The organism is Pedobacter lusitanus (genome assembly GCF_040026395.1).
In the GTDB taxonomy this organism is placed as follows: domain Bacteria; phylum Bacteroidota; class Bacteroidia; order Sphingobacteriales; family Sphingobacteriaceae; genus Pedobacter; species Pedobacter lusitanus.
Genome location: NZ_CP157278.1, coordinates 3,134,279 through 3,153,555, shown reverse-complemented (window position 1 = coordinate 3,153,555; position 19,277 = coordinate 3,134,279). Strand labels below are relative to the sequence as shown.

The 19,277-nt window shown below is 39.6% G+C and carries 20 protein-coding genes; 16 read left to right on the top strand and 4 right to left on the bottom strand.

The window, feature by feature from the left end:
* Position 1 precedes the first annotated feature (1 nt).
* On the bottom strand, positions 2-2,929 hold the full coding sequence (locus PL_RS13370; protein ID WP_041879748.1) for a tetratricopeptide repeat protein: 2,928 nt from the start codon (positions 2,927-2,929) through the stop codon (positions 2-4).
* 183 nt (positions 2,930-3,112) lie between these two features.
* On the opposite strand from PL_RS13370, the gene PL_RS13365 reads away from it, so the two are divergent.
* From PL_RS13365 to PL_RS13325, 9 genes are all read left to right on the top strand, one after another.
* Complete coding sequence (locus PL_RS13365; RefSeq protein ID WP_041879676.1) at positions 3,113-3,331, top strand: AtpZ/AtpI family protein; 219 nt, start codon at positions 3,113-3,115, stop codon at positions 3,329-3,331.
* Positions 3,332-3,435: 104 nt separating this feature from the next.
* Entirely contained in the window at positions 3,436-3,825 is a 390-nt protein-coding gene (locus PL_RS13360; RefSeq protein WP_041879751.1) for a hypothetical protein, read from the top strand.
* A 14-nt stretch (positions 3,826-3,839) separates the two neighbouring features.
* On the top strand, positions 3,840-4,970 hold the full coding sequence (gene atpB / locus PL_RS13355) for a F0F1 ATP synthase subunit A (RefSeq protein ID WP_041879678.1): 1,131 nt from the start codon (positions 3,840-3,842) through the stop codon (positions 4,968-4,970).
* A gap of 38 nt (positions 4,971-5,008) precedes the next feature.
* Positions 5,009-5,215, top strand: a complete 207-nt coding sequence (gene atpE, locus PL_RS13350) for an ATP synthase F0 subunit C (protein ID WP_041879754.1) — start codon at positions 5,009-5,011, stop codon at positions 5,213-5,215.
* A gap of 82 nt (positions 5,216-5,297) precedes the next feature.
* Positions 5,298-5,792 carry a F0F1 ATP synthase subunit B gene (gene atpF / locus PL_RS13345; protein ID WP_041879681.1) on the top strand — a complete coding sequence of 165 codons (495 nt, stop codon included), beginning with the start codon at positions 5,298-5,300 and terminating at the stop codon, positions 5,790-5,792.
* Between the two features lie 25 nt (positions 5,793-5,817).
* Positions 5,818-6,366 carry an ATP synthase F1 subunit delta gene (gene atpH, locus PL_RS13340; RefSeq protein ID WP_041879683.1) on the top strand — a complete coding sequence of 183 codons (549 nt, stop codon included), beginning with the start codon at positions 5,818-5,820 and terminating at the stop codon, positions 6,364-6,366.
* A gap of 45 nt (positions 6,367-6,411) precedes the next feature.
* Positions 6,412-7,986 (top strand): F0F1 ATP synthase subunit alpha, encoded by a 1,575-nt coding sequence (gene atpA, locus PL_RS13335; protein WP_041879686.1) that lies wholly within the window; start codon positions 6,412-6,414, stop codon positions 7,984-7,986.
* Positions 7,987-8,042: 56 nt separating this feature from the next.
* Entirely contained in the window at positions 8,043-8,924 is an 882-nt protein-coding gene (gene atpG, locus PL_RS13330) for an ATP synthase F1 subunit gamma (RefSeq protein ID WP_041879688.1), read from the top strand.
* Positions 8,925-9,037: 113 nt separating this feature from the next.
* Positions 9,038-9,823 (top strand): 5'-nucleotidase, lipoprotein e(P4) family, encoded by a 786-nt coding sequence (locus PL_RS13325; protein ID WP_041879691.1) that lies wholly within the window; start codon positions 9,038-9,040, stop codon positions 9,821-9,823.
* A 451-nt stretch (positions 9,824-10,274) separates the two neighbouring features.
* Here the strand turns inward: PL_RS13325 and PL_RS13320 are convergent, their stop codons facing one another.
* The gene (locus PL_RS13320; RefSeq protein ID WP_041879693.1) at positions 10,275-10,919 is read right to left on the bottom strand and encodes an FkbM family methyltransferase; all 645 of its coding nucleotides are present in this window, start codon (positions 10,917-10,919) and stop codon (positions 10,275-10,277) included.
* Positions 10,920-10,948: 29 nt separating this feature from the next.
* Positions 10,949-11,512: a crossover junction endodeoxyribonuclease RuvC gene (ruvC, locus tag PL_RS13315; RefSeq protein ID WP_041879696.1), complete on the bottom strand. Its 564-nt coding sequence runs from the start codon at positions 11,510-11,512 to the stop codon at positions 10,949-10,951.
* A 45-nt stretch (positions 11,513-11,557) separates the two neighbouring features.
* On the opposite strand from ruvC, the gene PL_RS13310 reads away from it, so the two are divergent.
* From PL_RS13310 to PL_RS13280, 7 genes are read left to right on the top strand one after another with little or no spacing between them, the layout of a single operon-like run.
* Positions 11,558-12,535: a hypothetical protein gene (locus PL_RS13310; protein WP_348619693.1), complete on the top strand. Its 978-nt coding sequence runs from the start codon at positions 11,558-11,560 to the stop codon at positions 12,533-12,535.
* Positions 12,513-13,649 carry a glycosyltransferase family 2 protein gene (locus tag PL_RS13305; RefSeq protein WP_082035852.1) on the top strand — a complete coding sequence of 379 codons (1,137 nt, stop codon included), beginning with the start codon at positions 12,513-12,515 and terminating at the stop codon, positions 13,647-13,649. Before PL_RS13310 ends, PL_RS13305 begins: the two co-directional genes overlap by 23 nt.
* A 13-nt stretch (positions 13,650-13,662) precedes the next feature.
* Positions 13,663-14,778 (top strand): ABC transporter permease, encoded by a 1,116-nt coding sequence (locus PL_RS13300; protein WP_041879702.1) that lies wholly within the window; start codon positions 13,663-13,665, stop codon positions 14,776-14,778.
* Positions 14,779-14,800: 22 nt separating this feature from the next.
* The gene (locus tag PL_RS13295; RefSeq protein ID WP_041879706.1) at positions 14,801-15,412 is read left to right on the top strand and encodes a ribonuclease HII; all 612 of its coding nucleotides are present in this window, start codon (positions 14,801-14,803) and stop codon (positions 15,410-15,412) included.
* A gap of 17 nt (positions 15,413-15,429) precedes the next feature.
* Positions 15,430-16,632 carry a glycosyltransferase family 4 protein gene (locus PL_RS13290; protein WP_041879709.1) on the top strand — a complete coding sequence of 401 codons (1,203 nt, stop codon included), beginning with the start codon at positions 15,430-15,432 and terminating at the stop codon, positions 16,630-16,632.
* 41 nt (positions 16,633-16,673) lie between these two features.
* A complete protein-coding gene (gene gcvT / locus PL_RS13285; protein ID WP_041879712.1) occupies positions 16,674-17,753 on the top strand; it encodes a glycine cleavage system aminomethyltransferase GcvT in 1,080 nt (359 codons plus the stop codon).
* 18 nt (positions 17,754-17,771) lie between these two features.
* Positions 17,772-18,491, top strand: a complete 720-nt coding sequence (locus PL_RS13280; RefSeq protein ID WP_041879714.1) for a 2-phosphosulfolactate phosphatase — start codon at positions 17,772-17,774, stop codon at positions 18,489-18,491.
* Here PL_RS13280 and PL_RS13275 read toward each other — a convergent pair.
* On the bottom strand, positions 18,488-19,270 hold the full coding sequence (locus PL_RS13275; RefSeq protein ID WP_041879717.1) for a patatin-like phospholipase family protein: 783 nt from the start codon (positions 19,268-19,270) through the stop codon (positions 18,488-18,490). The two genes, PL_RS13280 and PL_RS13275, sit on opposite strands and share 4 nt — an antisense overlap.
* Positions 19,271-19,277 lie beyond the last annotated feature (7 nt).

Below are 19,277 nucleotides of genomic sequence, written 5' to 3'. Positions count from 1 at the left end.
TTTAATAGTTGTTTTTGTAGAATTCTAAATATCTAGTTACCAGATCTTTGGTCCGGAGCTTTTCGAAATTCTCCTTACTGATAATGAAGCTGCTGTAAATACCAGCTGGTACTTTCATAATCTGTTTTAATTGAGGAGTTATTCCGTCGGCGTAACTTTTTGCTTCTGCAAAACTAAGAAAGTTCCCAACATATATCAGTTGGTCATTGTCAAATTCTGTTAATTGATGTCTCAGGCCGCCTCCGGGGAAGTTTCCGCGGTTAAACTGACCGATACCAAAACGTGATGAACTCAGGGTTAAGCTGGCATCAGCAACATCAATTACAAAATAGTAGACTTTAGAGATGTCTGTACTGAATGTTTTATCTTTAACCGGAGCAGGAATAGCCTTTACAGGTGTTTCTGCTATTGGTGCTGCAATGACTGCAACAGGGTTTTCCGGAGTGACAACCGGTGTTACTTTTTCTGCTGCCGGCTGTGTAACTGGTGGAACGACCGGTTCTGCAATGACTGTAACCGGTGGAACGACCGCTACGGGATTTTCTTTTACTGCTGCTGGCTGCTGACGGACAGCTACAGGGTTTTCTTTTGCAGCTTGTACGATAGGCTGAAGATCCGGCTGCGTAGCAACAGGAACAGTTTTCTCTGCAACAGGAGCTGAGGTAAAGAAACGTGGTTCGGCCGGATCAAAGTCTGGCAGGGCAACTTTTCTTTGACGGAACTCACCCTGGTGGGTAGCAATATAAGCCAGGTGATCTTTGACTAAAGGAACGATTAGTTTATCCTCAGGATAGGAACCTGTAATTGCTTTGAATGCTGCTGTCAGACTGTCAATGTTCTGAGTTCTTCCAATAGCAATAGCTCTGAGGTAACTTAACTGCGGATTGATCAGACCTGAGGGATACTGCCGGACAGTGGTGTTCACCTCTGTAATTACTGCCGGAAATGCTTTCCCTTCGTAAAGTTCAAATATCTGGTTGTATTTTTTAATTCCTGCAGCTTCCAGATCTGATTGTTTCACGGAATAATCGGGGTCAAGGATAGTTTTGGCATAGATACTTCCGGGAAACTTATCCAATACCATAGCTTTGTATCTGGCAGTATTTGCAGGATCTGTCTTTTTAGAACACAGATACAAACTATAATAGATAGAACCCAGATGACTGTTGTCAGGGAAACGGCTTAATATTAACTGATAGATCCGGATTGCCTCAGCCTGATCATCCAGCTCCTGCTGATAAAAATTAGCAATATCATAATAGGCATCAATGATTTTTACGTTTGAAGCATTTACGGCTTCCGGTGTTAGCGGAACTGCTGCCAGATAGTGTTTTCCGCTGGTATCTTTATCGGCAATGATTTTCTCTGCTCCGATTCTGTCCAGAGGATAGCCATTGTTCTCTACCCTGGCTATGCTTTCGGCAGTGGTCTGCGAAGATGACTTGACGCTCTGTCTCCAGTTGTCTTCCAGTTTTCTGTTACCCCATCTGGTCTGGAAGTCATTAAATCCTCTGCTCAGTGCTGCCGGGTTGCTGAAATAAAATGAGCTTGTCGCTGCTGCACCTGCTGTATTATTACGTCTGCCTGTTTCCGGAAACAGGTCATTTCTGAATGCCGTTGTACTGGTTGCAACGGGAGCGGTTTTAATTGCAGTAAGTTTCTTGATTTTGGCTATACGGTCAGCTTCCGGAAGTTTGGCCAGCATCTGGAGTGTATCCTGAAAGGCAATAACATCATATCTGTTGGTAATGTACTCCAGGTTCTGACTCTTTTTTAAGATCTGCGCGTAACCCGGGTAATTTTTAGGAAGGGTATTAACCGTACTGTCATAGTAGGATTTGGCTTTGAGAAAATCCTTGTGTTTATTGAAGTTTAAATCGGCCATTCTGAGATAGGACAAGCCTTTCTGATAATTATTCTTGGTACTGTTCCGAATAGATAATTTATAATATTTTTCTGCGTCGGCGAGATTGTTTTCTTCTGCATAATCTTCAGCAATCTGATAATAGATCTGATCGTGATAGTCCAGGTTTTTATCATCCCTGAGCAGGGCAAGCAACTGCTTTTTCCGGTTTAGATGTTCGCCGTTCAGGATACCGGTAACTCTGATCTTGTTTAAATTGGCATTGAAGTATAATTCAAAACCTGCGTTGCTCTTTTGAACTTTGGTATAAAGGGCTAAGGCCTGCTGGTATTTTTTCTGTCTTTCATATAACTGGGCAAGTATAAAGGTCCAGCGGATGCGGTTACGCTGCAGCGGACTTTCTTTAACGGCATTTTCCAGAATAGGGATGGCATCGTTATATCTGTTCTGGTAAATATAAGACTGTGCAATGGTAGCCATAGGCTCTGATCTCTTTTTCTTAATCAGCGCCAGGTTATCATAAACGGTATCGAGTATAATCGCTGCATCCTCCATATTGTTCAGCTGCATCAGGCTTCTTGCTTTCCAGTTCTGGGCAGTGACCAGTACATTGATATCTTTAGTATAGGTTTTGGCGGTATAGTCAAAGTATTCTTCGGCAACAAAATAATTGGTTTTCAGATAATAGGCTTTACCCAGCAACAGGTAGGCATCATCTATATAATTACTAAAGGCTTTATCAGCGATGATTGCCCTTGATTTTTTGACAATGGCATCCAGTGCTCTGTCATTGGCTGGCGGATGGAGAACTGTTTCTGAACTGAACTTCTCAGGGTCGGTATAGACTGGCAGGACATCACTATAATTATCTATATATGAATTATAGGATTCCTCTTCATAATTATTGAGAATAACGTTGGCATTATAAATATAGTTGTAACGGGCAGTTAAGTTTTGCATAGCTCTGCTCGTTGCCGTATCTTTAGGGGTACTGCAAGCCACTAAGAAGGAGCTTCCCAGGTAAAATAATAGCAATTTCAAACCGGAGCGTTGGAGATTCTTCAAATAAGTAGTTTGAGTCAACATTTAAAATTAGATAGAATGTATGCAAAAATATTTTATTCGGCAGTATTTCTATGCAAATTATTAATTTTTTACTAGCGGTGGTTTAAGAAGCTGTTATATTTTTATAAGAAGAACCCGATTTGTAAGCCTGTAAATTTAAAAGACCCTATATACACCTGTAAGATGATTGAACCGCAGAAGAATAAAAAAGCAACAAACTTTATCCGGTATACCGGGATTGGTTTTCAGATGCTGGCCACTATTGGTGTGTTTGCCTTTGCCGGATATAAGATTGATGGCTACAGGAACAGTGAAAAGCTGATCTTTACGGCATTGCTTGGCCTTTTGGGCGTGATTGTTTCGCTTTATCAGATCATCAGACAGCTGAATAACAGGGACTAACCTGGATAATCTCTCTTAACTGACGAAAACCTTTAAAATGATTAATAAATAATTTATCATCTGAATTCAAACAGATTCTAATACTTTTGTCAAAAAAAATTATTTTGAGTATTTTAAAGTTTACGTTATACTATCTGGTCTATTCGCTGCTCCTTGCCGGGGTAGCTTTTGCCTTACCTGTATTATTTCCGGCTGTTCCATTACTTGCCAAAAAGTTCTGGCTGCTGTTTGGGTTTACCGGCGGGCTTACCTATATAGCTTATATAATGGCTTATTTAGGGATAAAAATGGATCCTGAGACGGGTATAATGGCTATTATGGGGTCAATTGTTTTGAAAATGATATTTTCTATGGCTTTTGTCCTGATTTACAGCCTGAACACTAAAGAAAAGGGGTTGGTTTTCGCGCTCAACTTTTTTTCTTTATATTTATTGTTCAGCTTCTTTGAAATATACTCTCTGTTATGTAACTTGCGCCACCAAAATAATAAGTAAAAATCTGCCAGTAAATGGATTGTAGCCACGTTTTTGATTTTAAAGTTAATAGGTTAACCCTTGTTTTTACGCTTTTTTTAGCGTTATTCTTTGTAACACCCCTGTTATATGCACAGGAGGACACATCGAAAGCAACCGCAACCGCTCACGCCGAACCAGAGGCTGAGAAGAAGTTCAATTTAGGTAAGTTCGCCTTACACCACATTGCGGATTCGCATAGCTGGCATGTAATCGGTGATACCTTTATCGGCCTGCCTGTCATTCTGTATACACAGAATGGTTTGGTTATGTTTAATTCTGATGAGTTTCATGGAGATGATGAAGCGAAATTAGTTGTAGAACGCGCCGGTCAGCGTTTTGTTAAATTGCATGAGAAAATTTACTATGCTTCTGAAACTGCGAATGCAGAAGGAGAATATGTAGAGCTTGATGCCAATCATCATGCACATAATGCAAGACCACTGGATTTCTCCGTAACCAAGAACGTATGTACTTTATTACTTTCTGTTGTGGTGATCCTGCTGGTATTTCTTAATGTGGCCAACGGATACAAAAAGAGAAAAGGAAAATCTCCGAAAGGATTACAATCCTGGATTGAGCCGGTTATCCTTTTTGTACGTGATGACATTGCAAGACCAAATTTAGGTCACAAGTATGAGCGTTTTATGCCATACCTGTTAACTGTGTTTTTCTTTATCTGGTTCAACAATATGCTGGGTCTGGTTCCATTCCTTCCGGGAGGAGCTAACTTAACAGGAAATATTGCTGTAACTGCAGTATTGTCAGTTATTACTTTAATCCTGGTTGTAACCAATGGTAATAAGTATTACTGGAAACACATCTTTACGCCTGATGTACCATGGTGGTTATATATCGTACTGGTACCGGTGGAGATCATTGGAGTGTTTACTAAACCTATCGCTCTTGCGATACGTTTATTTGCAAACATTACTGCAGGTCACATCCTGATGTTATCACTGATCGGTCTGATCTTCGTATTCAACTCTGTTTATGTTTCCGTAGTATCGGTTCCGTTTGCATTGTTCATCGGAGCAATCGAATTGCTGGTTGCATTTATTCAGGCATTTATTTTTACCATGTTATCTGCGCTGTTCATTGGAATGGCGATAGAAGAACACCACTAATTAGAATTTTTTAACAACAATTAATATATATAATCATGATTACAGGAAGTATTGCTGCAATTGGTGCTGGATTAGCTGCTATTGGTGCAGGTGTAGGTATCGGAAAAATCGGTAGTTCAGCTATGGAAGGTATTGCTCGTCAACCTGAAGCAGCCTCTAAAATTCAAACTGCGATGTTAATCGCTGCTGCATTCGTTGAAGCAGTTGCTCTTTTCGCAGTAGTTGTTGCATTAATTGCCAACTAAAAAAAATGGTCATGTACTTTGCAGGATTGCTGCAAAGTACATACTATGATTTAAGAAATAAAGATTTAATATATATACCCAGATGGAATTATTAGTACCGGAAATTGGTTTAGTTGTTTTTCAGACAATAGCATTTCTATTGTTGATGTTTGTTTTAGCCAAATTTGCATGGAAACCTGTATTAGCGGCTATTAAAGAGCGTGAGCATAATATCGATGAGGCTTTAAACAAAGCTGAATTAGCGAAACAGGAAATGGTACGCTTGGCTGCACAGAACGAGGAGTCTATGAAAGAAGCCCGTGCAGAAAGAGACTTAATGCTGAAAGAAGCGAAAACGTTAAAAGATTCAATCGTTAATGACGCTAAGCATCAGGCACAGGTTGAAGGAGCTAAATTAATTGAAAAAGCAAGAATTGAAATTGAAAATCAAAAGAAAGCTGCATTAGCTGAATTGAAAGATCAGGTTTCTTCATTGTCAATTGATATCGCTGAACGCGTATTACGCAATCAGTTAGCTGATAAAGCTAAACAGCAGGATTTCGTTGCTGATTTATTGAAAGATATCGAATTGAACTAATTCCTTGCCAACAAATTAAAATAACATGTCAGAAAATAAAGCAGCATCAAGATACGCTAAATCATTAATTGATCTTTCTGCAGAGCAAAACGCTTTGGAAGAGATGAAAAATGATATGGTGCAAATTGAGCAGGTTATTGATCAAAACAGTGTGTTAGAGGCTATTCTTCAAAACCCTGTTATTCCTCTGGATAAAAAACAGTCGATTTTGGAAGGGATTTTTGGTAAAAGCGTTCACGCCATTACCAGTTCTTATCTGAAACTGCTTGTCAGTAAAGGTCGTGCTGCTATTTTATTTGATACTACCAAAGCATTCATCAGACAATATAATACCTTGAAAGGTATTGTAACTGCCGAAGTATTATCAGCAATAGCATTGACCGATGCGAATAAAGCAGAGATTATCAATGTAGTTAAAAAAGAAACAGGCGCAAACCAGGTAAACATTGAGGAAAAAATCAGCGATAAATTAATCGGCGGTTTCATCCTTAAGGTAGGCGACAAACAATTTGATGCCAGTATCGCTGGTAGTCTGAATAAACTAAAAAAGGAATTGGCCCAGGGCGTGGTTTAGATCCGATAACAATATACAGAATTACAAAAGAAATAATATAAAATTATGGTAGAGGTAAGACCAGACGAAGTATCGGCAATTATCAGGCAACAATTGTCGGGCTTTAAATCAGAAGCCGAACTTGAAGAAGTTGGTACCGTATTACAAGTGGGTGATGGTATTGCTCGTGTTTATGGTTTGACTAAAGTTCAATCAGGCGAGCTAGTTGAATTTGAAAACGGCTTGCAGGGTATTGTTTTAAACCTTGAAGAAGATAATGTTGGTGTGGTTTTATTAGGCCCGTCAAGCACTATCAAAGAAGGCGATACAATTAAACGTACTAAAAAAATTGCCTCTATTAAAGTTGGTGAAGGTATGTTAGGCCGTGTAGTAAATACATTAGGTGAACCTATCGACGGTAAGGGACCAATCATTGGTCAGACTTACGAGATGCCAATCGAACGTAAAGCTCCTGGAGTAATCTATCGTCAGCCGGTTAATGAGCCTCTTCAGACAGGTATCAAAGCTATTGATGCAATGATTCCGATCGGTCGTGGTCAGCGTGAGCTGGTTATTGGTGATCGTCAGACAGGTAAGAGTGCTGTTTGTATTGATACTATCATCAATCAGAAAGAATTTTATGAAGCAGGTAACCCTGTTTTATGTATATATGTTGCTTGTGGTCAGAAAGCAAGTACTGTAGCAAACGTTGTTCGTACTCTTGAAGAGAACGGTGCAATGGCTTACACAGTAGTAGTTTCTGCTTCAGCTGCTGATCCTGCTCCATTGCAGTTTTACGCTCCATTCTCTGGTGCGGCAATTGGTGAATACTTCCGTGATACAGGTCGTCCTGCATTAATCGTTTATGATGATTTATCTAAACAGGCAGTTGCTTACCGTGAGGTTTCTCTGTTACTTCGTCGTCCACCGGGACGTGAGGCTTATCCTGGAGACGTGTTTTATCTGCACAGTCGTTTATTAGAGCGTGCTGCTAAAATCAACTCTAACGATGAGATCGCACAGGCAATGAACGATTTACCAGAATCTCTGAAAGGTATCGTTAAAGGTGGTGGTTCATTAACTGCATTACCTATTATCGAAACTCAGGCTGGTGACGTTTCTGCTTATATCCCAACCAACGTAATCTCGATTACTGACGGTCAGATCTTCTTAGAGTCTAATCTGTTTAACGCAGGTGTACGTCCGGCGATCAACGTGGGTATCTCAGTATCACGTGTAGGTGGTAACGCACAGATTAAATCAATGAAAAAGGTAGCTGGTACTTTGAAATTAGACCAGGCTCAATACCGTGAATTAGAGGCTTTCTCTAAATTCGGATCTGATTTAGATGCTGCAACCAAATCTGTACTGGATAAAGGTTCAAGAAACGTTGAGATATTAAAGCAAGGTCAGTTCTCTCCAATGACTGTAGAGAAACAGGTTGCAATCATTTATATTGGTACTAAAAACCTGATGCGTTCAGTTCCTGTAAATAAAATCAGAGCGTTTGAAGCTGAATATTTACAACAACTGGAATTACGTCACCCACAAACTTTAGCTGCTTTGAAAGCTGGTAAACTGGATGATGCAATTACATCTGTATTGGAAACTGTAGCTAAAGAATTAGCAGGTAAATACTAAATAAAATAAAAGAGCCTGTTTAATATTTAAGCAGGCTTAAAGAAGATTAAAAAAGAATGGCTAATTTAAAAGAAGTAAGAATTCGTATATCATCAGTGCAGTCTACACAGCAGATCACCAAAGCCATGAAAATGGTTTCGGCAGCTAAGCTGAAGCGTGCAACTAATGCTATTATACAGTTACGTCCGTATGCTACGAAGCTAAAAGAGATCTTAGGGAATCTTTCTGCCAACCTGGAAGGATCTTCATCACCATATATTGAAGAACGCGAGCCTAACAAGGTGTTAATTGTGGTGGTATCTTCAAACCGTGGTTTAGCTGGTGCATTCAATATGAATGTAATTAAGGCAACAAATAACCTGATTGCTGAGAAATACAGTGAGCAGTATAAAAATGGTAATGTAAGTATCGTAGCTATCGGTAAAAAATCTCAGGACTTTTACGAGAAGAGAGGTTACAACGTTATTGGAAACAATAATGAAGTTTATGCTGCATTGACATTTGAAAACGTAACTAAAATTACTGACACTATCATGGCCGGATTTAAAAACGGTGAATATGACAAAGTGGAATTAGTTTATAACCGTTTTAAGAATGCTGCTGTACAGATTGTAACTACAGAGCAGTTATTGCCTTTACCACAAAACGAAAAAACTGAAGAAACCAGTCAGCATCAGGTAGATTATATTCTTGAGCCTTCAAAAGAGGAAATTGTAAAAGAATTAATTCCTAAGTCGATCAAGATTCAGTTATTCAAAGCAGTATTGGATTCTCATGCTTCAGAACACGGAGCAAGGATGACTTCAATGGATAAAGCAACAGAAAATGCGGGCGACCTGCTGAAAGCTTTAAAACTTTCATACAACCAGGCACGTCAGGCTGCAATTACTACAGAGCTTACAGAGATTGTAAGTGGTGCTGCAGCACTGAACGGATAATCATCCCCGTAAAATCAATAAAGAAAAGGCCGTTATCATTTGATAACGGCCTTTTTACATATAAACAACTTTTCAAGTCTTCTGAATAATTATTTTTGCGCAAATATTTCATCATGACAAAATTCTTTTTTCCGGTCGTATTGGCGCTTATACTTCCTTTCGGTCTGATTGCACAAACCAACCCGACTGCTGAAGCAGCCAAAGATTATACCATTGCCGTGGCATGGCAGCAGCATTCCGGAGAGTACAGGGCGCTGTCTTTTCAGGCTTATAACTTCGCTAAACTCTCTTTGCAGGAACGTTTAAAAGGCGCTGATACAACAAAACCGAGTTGTGTAGTAGTTGATATCGATGAAACAGTTTTAGACAATTCACCGTTTCAGGGACATGAAATACAGAAAGGTCTAAGTTATGCAGCTAAAGACTGGTCGGAATGGACTGGTAAAGCAGCAGCTGATACTGTACCTGGTGCTCTGGGCTTTCTGAAATATGCACAATCACAACAGGTAGAGACTTTTTATATCACTAACCGCGATCAGGCAGATTATAAAGCAACATTAACCAATTTACAGCGTTTAGGATTTCCTTATGCTGATGACGCTCATTTAATGGTTAAACAGGGTACTTCTGATAAGGAAGCACGCAGACAAAAGGTACTGGGTCAGTATAATATCCTGCTGCTTTGCGGCGATAACCTCAGTGACTTTTCCAATGTCTTTTACAGAGAAGGAAAAAACACAAAGGAAGAAGTGGATAAAGCGCAGCAAGAATTTGGCAATCACTTCATTGTACTGCCTAATCCGATGTATGGAGACTGGGAAAAACTGCTTTATAAAGGCGGACATCTGAGTGAAACTGAAAGATCAAAACAACGAATTGAGGGGTTGAAAAGCTATTAAAAGGAGATAAATAATTCGAACAGCTTAGTTCAGACACCCTCTGGAAGTCTGTTTGAATTTTATTCGATAAATTCTTAGTTGAAAATGCCTTTTTTGTTGGAATAATATTAATTTTGCAGCAGAATTAAAAAATAAAAAAATGGAGCAAACGCCAAAACACAATACTAAAAGCATGCAAAATGCAAATCAGACATCAATATATAAATTATTGGTTGCGGGTATCGTTGTGTGTATGTTAGGGGTTTATCTGCGTTTCGCATTTGACTCAACTACTTTATCTCTGGTATCATGGATCATATTATTCCTTGGTTCATTTATTTGCTGCAAAGCAGTATTCAAAATCCTAGGCTCATAATTCCAGAAAATATAATGAAAAAGCCTTCTGTAACTGATGTTGCAGAAGGCTTTTTTATGGGTATATGCAGCAGACCAGCTGCAGGTTGAAAAGATGTTATATCCCTAAACAGTTATTGCTTTTGTAAAATACAGAGGTGCAATTTGAAGTTGTTACTCCGGGACTCATTCCTGAAAAAGGCAGATGCTTAAAACCTTTTTCTTTCAGAAAAGTGAAAGCTTCGGCATAATCCGGACGTTCTGAGTTATCCAGTACGATAACGCCATCCTCAGTCAGGGAATTCACAGACTCCTTACAGCAATTTACACGATCCCTGCCATCTACAATAATGATATTAAATTTTTTGTTTGTGGTAACGGCACTTTTTGAATAGGCTCCGCCACGTACCAGCTCGCAATAAATCATTTTTACATTAGGTATTTTGATATTGGCATTTCTTTCATACCATGCTTTATCATGCTCCACAGCAGTTACTGACCGGGCATTTTTTGCATAGAACAGCGTTGAGTTTCCGCAGCCAAATTCAAAAATGTCATGCTGATTACTGATCCTGTCTTTGATGAAATCTATAAAAGAATAAGTCACCCATGGAATAGGATTGCCATGCTGATCTACAGATGATTTTGTTTCACGAGCCTTAAACCAGCCATTTTCTGCTAAATATCCTTTAAAACCCAGCGATAATAAGGTACGTAGTTTACCGGGGTTTAATAAGGTTAGTTTTGATATATTATTATCCAAAATTCATTAAATTAAAACCAAATGTACCATTATTTCACTCTTTTCTGATTGTCTTTTGCAAATGCATCCCATCCTGAATAAGATTTTCCGCTGCCAGTTGTGGATACCCGCTGAAAGGAGTGACAGACTGCAACAGCCAATCCATCTGTTGCATCTAAAAACTCAGGAGTCTCTTTAAAATTCAGCAGTCTCTGCAGCATTGCAGCCACCTGTTCTTTTCCGGCACTTCCGTTACCTGTAATAGATTGTTTGATTTTTCGCGGGGCATATTCTGTAATCGGAACATCTCTCGATAGGGCAGCTGCCATGCAGATTCCCTGGGCTCTGCCCAATTTCAGCATCACCTGTATATTCTTTCCGTAAAATGGTGCTTCCAGTGCCATGACATCTGGTTTGTATTGTTCAACCAGGGCAACAGTCTTAGCAAAAATACGTTGTAGTTTTAAAAAATGATCATCCAGATGGCCCATCTTTACCACACCCATAGCAATCAGTTCTATCTTGCTCCCTTTTTCTAAAATTACACCATAACCCATCACCGCAGTTCCAGGGTCGATGCCCATGATTACCCTCTCCTTTTTTTCAGCCAACATAGAACAATATTAAGCATATTTGCACAATATAAAAGAAACGATAATTTGAGATCTGACTATAAACGTATATTTTCCTATGCTATAAAAGTAGCAATAGTTGCTTTTGCATTCTGGTTCATCTATCATAAACTTACTTCAAATGCTAATCTTGAAAGCTTCAGACAGATTATCTCCACTATACCACAGACAGAAATTATTGCAGTAATTTCATTGGTGCTGGTACTGATGCTGGTTAACTGGGGACTTGAAGCCCTCAAATGGAAACGACTGCTCAGAAAGATTGAAAAACTAAGTTTATGGCAATCCATTGAATCTGTTTTCTGTGGTTTAACACTGGCTATTTTTACGCCAAACAGATTGGGCGAATATGGTGGCCGGGTATTTTTCCTCTCTCCGAAACGGAGAATTATCGGGGTAGTTGCCATGGCAGTAGGTAATATCGGGCAGATGGTGCTGACCAATATTTTTGGCGCAATTGCATTATGTGTTTTTATCCTCCGTTTTCTTCATCTGGACTACAGACTCAATTATGCCATCATTACACTGGCGGTGATGTTTTGTCTGTTTTTCGTAACCTTCTTTTTTAATATCCGGTGGTTAAACGGTTTGTTGCTATCTATGCGTTTTACCAGGAAGTATAAGAAGTTTTATAGTATTCTCGGGCGCTATCAGAAAAAAGAACTTTTTCAGATACTGATGTTTTGTATGGCACGTTATGTCGTGTTCAGTACACAGTATTTCATTATGTTTTTCTGGCTGATAGCCGATATTCATTATCTGGATATCCTGATGATGGTTTGTATTCTGTTTTTTGTACAGTCTACACTGCCTTCTCTGGATTTATTTGATATTGGGATAAGAAGCGCAACTGCGTCTTATTTTTTTAGCTTTGTAACCAGACAGGATGTTGCTGTGATTGCTTGCACCGCAAGTATCTGGCTTATTAATATTATTATTCCTGCTATATTAGGTTCATATTTTGTTTTTAAATTAAATTTTTTTGGAAATCTTAATCGTCGTTAGTTATCTATCTGCATTTTTAACCCTTATATATCTCCTTGTTGTTGCCGGATTTATCAGAGGCTGGCATAAATTGATACCATTTAAGTATAAGCAGACTACAGGTTCAACAGCTGTATCTATTATTGTTGCAGCCCGTAATGAGGCTGATAATATCCACAGGACTATTGAAGCACTGCTTGCACAGGATTATAATAAAGCATTGACGGAAATCATATTTATTGATGATCACTCTACAGATAGTACTGCTGAAATTATCAGATCATATGCCTCATCAGGTGTAAAGCTGATCTCTCTGAAAGAAGACCGGGCTTTAAATTCGTATAAGAAAAAAGCTATACAGACTGCAATTGGACAATCCACTGGTGATCTGATCATTACTACCGATGCGGATTGCCGTATGGGTACCAGCTGGCTTAAAACGATTATCGCTTTTTATGAAGAGAAGCAATATAAAATGATCTCATCGCCTGTGGCCTATGATGAAGAGAAAAGTTTCTTTGAAAGAGCTCAGTCACTGGAATTCCTTTATCTGATTGGTTTGGGTGCTTCCACAATCGGGAATAAAAAACCTTCTACCTGTAATGGTGCTAACTTAGCTTATGAAAAGGCCGCTTTTTATGAGGTTGGTGGTTTTCAGGGTATAGATGACCTGGCTTCAGGAGATGATGAGTTATTACTGCATAAAATTGCAGCCCGTTATGACAATCGTATTGGTTTTCTGAGAAGTGCTGATGCCGTGGTATATACTCATGCCAAACCTAATCTGGGAGAGTTTCTGCAGCAGCGTAAACGCTGGGCTTCAAAAAGTACACGTTATAAAAATAAATCTATAATTGTGCTGGGTGTATTTATCTGGTTCTTCAACGTAAGTATTTTGTTGAATCTGCTGGTCGGACTATTTTTTATCGGCTTCCTTAAGATCGCCCTCATTCAGTTACTTTTAAAAATAATTGTAGAATTTATATTCCTGCTGGATGTGACGAAATTTGCGAAAAGAAGAAGCCTGATGGCTTTACTTCCGGTGCTTAATGTACTCCATATTCTTTATATCATTTATATTGGTATTGCAGGTAACTCAGGTAAGTATAACTGGAAAGGCAGAATGGTTAAATAATGAACTATAGCAGATGAATTCTAAAGACCTTCATAGTCCGGCGCAGAGAATCTGGGCCAGGTTCAGGAGAAATAAATCTGCTGTTGGAGGATTAATATTTATTCTGCTGTTATTGCTCATGGGGATACTGGGTTATCTGATTACACCAGATCAGACGCCAATGGCTAATACCATGCACTTGCAATTGAGCAATAAAAAGCCCGGCAGGTCATTCCGGTTTTTAGTGATCAGTCATAATCCTGAATTTAAAAAGGTGAACTTCCTGGAAAAAATGCTCTACGGACAGGAAGCTGAATTTAAAAGTATTCCAATTACAGGCTACAGGATCGCAGGTAATCAATTATTCATCAAAGAATATATTGGAGATGATGAAGAGGCCGCAGAAAGCAGTATTCCGCTTCCTGCTGATCACCATAAATATCTTCAGGAACATATTTATCAGCAGACCTTCTGGCTGGGTACAGACGGTTATGGAAGAGACCTGTTAAGCCGGTTGATTCTGGGGATTCGTGTCTCTTTGTCTGTGGGTTTACTGGCTGTATTGATTTCAATGAGTATAGGCCTGAGTCTTGGGGCTCTGGCAGGTTATTTTGGCGGGATGACAGATTCGGTCATCAGCTGGCTAATGAATGTAATCTGGTCACTGCCTTCACTTTTACTGGTCATTGCTATCTCTTTTGCCCTGGGAAAAGGTTTCTGGCAGATATTTATTGCCGTAGGTTTATCCACCTGGGTGGATGTATCGAGGTTAGTCAGAGGACAGGTGATTGCATTGAAAGAGGCTGAATTTGTAGAGGCAGCACGGGCCCTGGGTTTTCCAACCTTCCGTATTCTTACCCGGCACATCCTGCCTAATATTGCCGGCCCGGTGCTGGTAATTGCTTCGGCCAATTTTGCTTCCGCTATCCTGCTTGAAACCGGACTGAGTTTTCTGGGTTTTGGTGCTCAGCCGCCCATGCCGAGCTGGGGAGGGATGATTAAAGAAAACTACGGATATATTGTTATGGACGCAGCATACCTGGCTATTTTACCCGGAATGGCAATCATGCTGACAGTGTATGCTTTTAATTTAATGGCAATAGGTCTGAGTGATGCTTTTAAAGTGAAATCTCCGGGGACATTGGTGTAAAATTCCTTTAACTTTGGCACATATGTTATTAAACTGTTTTCAACAAGAATTTTTAGAAGCAGGCTGCGATGAAGCCGGCAGAGGTTGTTTAGCCGGACCTGTTTATGCAGCAGCGGTAATTCTGCCTTTGGATTTTAATGCAGGAGAACTGAACGACTCGAAAAAACTCACACATAAACAGCGGGTAGCTTTAAGATTTATTATCGAAAAGGAAGCAGTAGCCTGGGCTGTTGCATCAGTGGATAACCATGAAATAGACGAGATTAATATTCTGAATGCTTCATTTCTGGCTATGCACAGAGCAATTGAACAGCTGAAGGTTAAACCAGAATATTTAAGTATTGATGGAAACCGTTTTAAAACATATCCGGATATCCCGCATAGCTGCATTGTAAAAGGAGATGGTAAATATCTGAATATTGCTGCCGCCTCTATACTGGCAAAAACGCATCGTGATGAATATATGGACAACCTTTCTGCTGAATTTCCTGTTTATCAGTGGCAGCAAAATAAAGGTTATCCGACTAAAGTACATCGCTCTGCAGCCTTGCTTCACGGGCTTACACCATACCACCGTAAAACTTTTGCAATAAGTGATCCTGAAATAATTCTCGTTACAGATAATGCCGGATAATTCGTATTTTCACCTTATTGAAAACACTTATACTTAGCAACAGAGTCCCCTTTCCGCCCAATAGTGGTTATCCTATCGTAGTATATAATACGATGAAAGGATTGCTGAATCTGGGAGTGGAAATTACTTTGTTCAGTATTAACACCAACCAGCACCGGGTTGATGTAGATGATATTTATGACCCTGTTTATGACAGGATCAAATTTCATTCTTTTGATCTCGATACTGAGGTTAATCTCTGGGGTGCATTTTTCAATATCTTTTCCAATGAGTCTTATAATGTTTCCAGATATTATGATGACGACGCCGCGAAATTACTCGAAAATATTCTCCGGGAAACCGAATTTGATATTATTCAGTTTGAAGGATTATTTGTTGTGCCTTATCTGGATGTGGTTAAAACCAACAGTAAGGCGAAGCTGATTTACCGGGCTCACAATATTGTTTTTGATGTATGGGAACGCCTGGCACACTCGGAGCGTTTTACGCCCAGGCGTAAATATCTTCAGTTTCTGGCCCGCAGGCTGAAAATTTACGAAACAGAACAGATTAACCGTTTTCATCAGATCTTTGCAATCAGTGAACCGGACAGACATAGTATTCTGTCTTTTGGCTGTCAGATTGGGATAGAGGTATTTCCAGTAGCACTGGATTTCGAAAAATATACTATTGACCTGTCAAAAACCAGCTTCCCTACTTTATTTCATCTGGGAGCAATGGACTGGCGGCCTAATAAAGAAGGGCTGGAATGGTTTATAGACGAAATCTGGCCTGACATTGAAAAACTAAGTTCTGAACTCCGGTTTTATATTGCAGGTAAAAAGATGCCGCAGCATTTTTATGATTATGACTCGGATAACCTTGTGGTAGAAGGAGAGGTCTTTGATGCAGTTGAATTTATAAATTCCAAGGCTATTATGATTGTTCCTTTGCTTTCCGGAAGTGGGATGCGTGTGAAAATCATTGAAGGGATGGCGATGAAAAAATGTATTATCGCTACCACCTACGCAGCAGAGGGGCTTAACTGTGAAAACGGAAAAGATATCCTCATTGCCGATACCGCAGATGAATTTTACCGCTGTATCCTGCAATGTATTACCCATCCGAACAGATGGCGTGAAATTGGTGAAAATGCCCGCAAAACAGCAGAAAGAGATCATAACCTCGCCACTATTTCACAAAGGATGCTGAATGTCTATCAGCGATTAGTAAATGGATAATTTTTATGTACTTTTGCCCTCAATTTTAAGAGCAATATCGCATGAATAATACCGCATTAACAGAAAAACATATTTCATTAGGAGCCAAGATGGTTCCATTTGCAGGATACAATATGCCCGTTCAATACGAAGGCATTAATGCAGAACATGCTACAGTCAGGAAAGCCGTAGGCGTTTTTGACGTAAGCCACATGGGAGAATTCATCCTTAAGGGTGACAATGCACTGGATCTGATTCAACGTGTAAGCAGCAATGATGCTTCAAAATTATATGATGGTAAAGTTCAGTATGCTTATCTTCCAAATGAAGATGGCGGTATTGTAGACGATTTACTGATTTACAGAATCGACGAAAAAACTTATATGCTTGTTGTTAACGCTTCAAACATTGAAAAAGACTGGAACTGGATTCAGAAATTCAATACACAGGGTGTAGAAATGCACAACATTTCTGATCAGACTTCTTTGCTGGCAGTTCAGGGACCTAAAGCGGCAGAAGCTTTGCAGAGCCTGACTGATATTGACCTGGCCTCTATGGAATATTATACTTTCACTAAAGGCATGTTTGCTGGTGTAGATAACGTAATCGTTTCTGCAACCGGTTATACAGGTGCCGGTGGTTTTGAGATCTATTGTGAAAACGAACATGCAGAAGCTGTCTGGGATGCTGTTTTTAAAGCAGGAGAAGCTTTTAATATCAAACCGATTGGTTTAGGTGCACGTGATACTTTACGTCTGGAAATGGGGTTCTGTCTATATGGAAACGATATCGACGATACAACTTCACCAATTGAAGCCGGTTTAGGATGGGTAACCAAATTCACTAAAGCATTTACTAATTCAGAAGCTTTACTTGCTGAAAAAGAAGCTGGTGTTAAACGTCGTCTGATTGGTTTTGAAATGATTGACCGTGGTATTCCGCGTCATGACTATGAAATCGTTGATGCAGCAGGAAACGTAATTGGAAAAGTAACTTCAGGTACACAGTCTCCATCGTTACAAAAAGCAATAGGAATGGGTTATGTAGCTAAAGAACATGCTAAAGAAGGTACTGAGATTTTTATCAGTATCCGTAATACTCCGATCAAAGCTAAAGTAGTAAAGTTCCCATTTTATAAATAATCCGCTGCCTGCCATTTTATGCAAAGAAAGATAGAAGTCTGTTTAACTCCAGCCCTTATTGATTTATATCATATTGAAAACAGTATTGTTGTAGTTATAGATATTTTAAGAGCAACCTCTTCCATGGTTTATGGAATTGATAATGGAGCGCAGGCGATTATCCCGGTGGCGCAGGTAGAAGAATGTATGAATTATGCCGGTAAAGGTTATTTGCTGGCAGCAGAGCGAAACGGGGAAGTAGTTGAAGGCTATGACTTCGGCAATTCCCCGTTTTCTTATACCGCTGAAAAAGTAGCGGGAAAAACAATAGTTCTAACCACAACCAATGGTACCAAGGCTATTCACCTGGCAAGGAAACACGCCAGCCAGGTCGTGATCGGAGCTTTTTTAAATCTGGAAGCTTTATGTGAATGGCTCAAAACCCAGGATAAGGATTTATTGCTCCTTTGCGCAGGATGGAAAGATCAGTTCAATCTGGAAGACACTATTTTTGCAGGTGCTGTAGTCAACCAGCTTCGTCAGAATTTTACGCATTACGATGACGCGAGTGTGGCCGCAGAAGATCTTTATCTGCTTGCCAAGGATGATTTAAGAGCATACATTCATAAATCTTCTCATAGTCATCGCATGGTTGCACTGAATATAGAAGAAGATGTGAAATTTTGTCTGCAGACCAGTATTTGCCAGACAATCCCCGTACTGGATGGAGACCATCTGGTAGCCTTAAAAACCATTTAAGACTTTAAATCTTTTAATAACTCTTTGAAAACGTCACTATGCTGGATCGTTTTCAGTGTTTCTTCATAAGCAAGCCAGTAAATTGTTTCAGCTTTTTTCATGTCAAAAGTGCTGATTTCACCCATGCCTTTAGGCTCAATTAGAAGATTACAGAAGGCCGATTTCTGTTCCATATCCTTATTGACAGACATCAGACCGGCTCTGGCCATTAAGGTGGTAATATGAGTGATACTGTCTACCGGTTTCAGGTGATTACAGGAAGAGCCGATAATGAAATCACAATTATTCAATAAAGGTTCAACGGGAAAATTATTCAGAATTCCACCATCAACATACATCTGTCCGTCAATCATAATGGGTTTGAATATTCCCGGAATACAGGAAGATGCCTGAACAGCCCGGATCAGCGGGCCTTCAGTAAAATAGACTAACCTGCCTTCACTGAAGTTTGTCGCAGTGATAGTCAGCGGGATTTTTAGATTTTCTATCTTATTATCAGGAAAAAATTCCTGTAACAGCTGTGCAGTATGTTCAATACTCACGAGTCCCAAAGCACCTAAAGAAGGCCTGACAAAACGCAGCAGCTTTGTTTTCATGAAGATATCCAGTGCATATTCAGGGTCAATCCCTGCAGCGAAAAATGAACCTACTATAGCACCCGCACTTGTTCCGCTGATATGGCTGAATGTTATTCCCGCATTGGTTAATGCTTTTAAAACACCAAGGTGAGCAATTCCCCTGATTCCGCCGCCAGACAAAACAATTCCTATTTTCTTCATAATGATC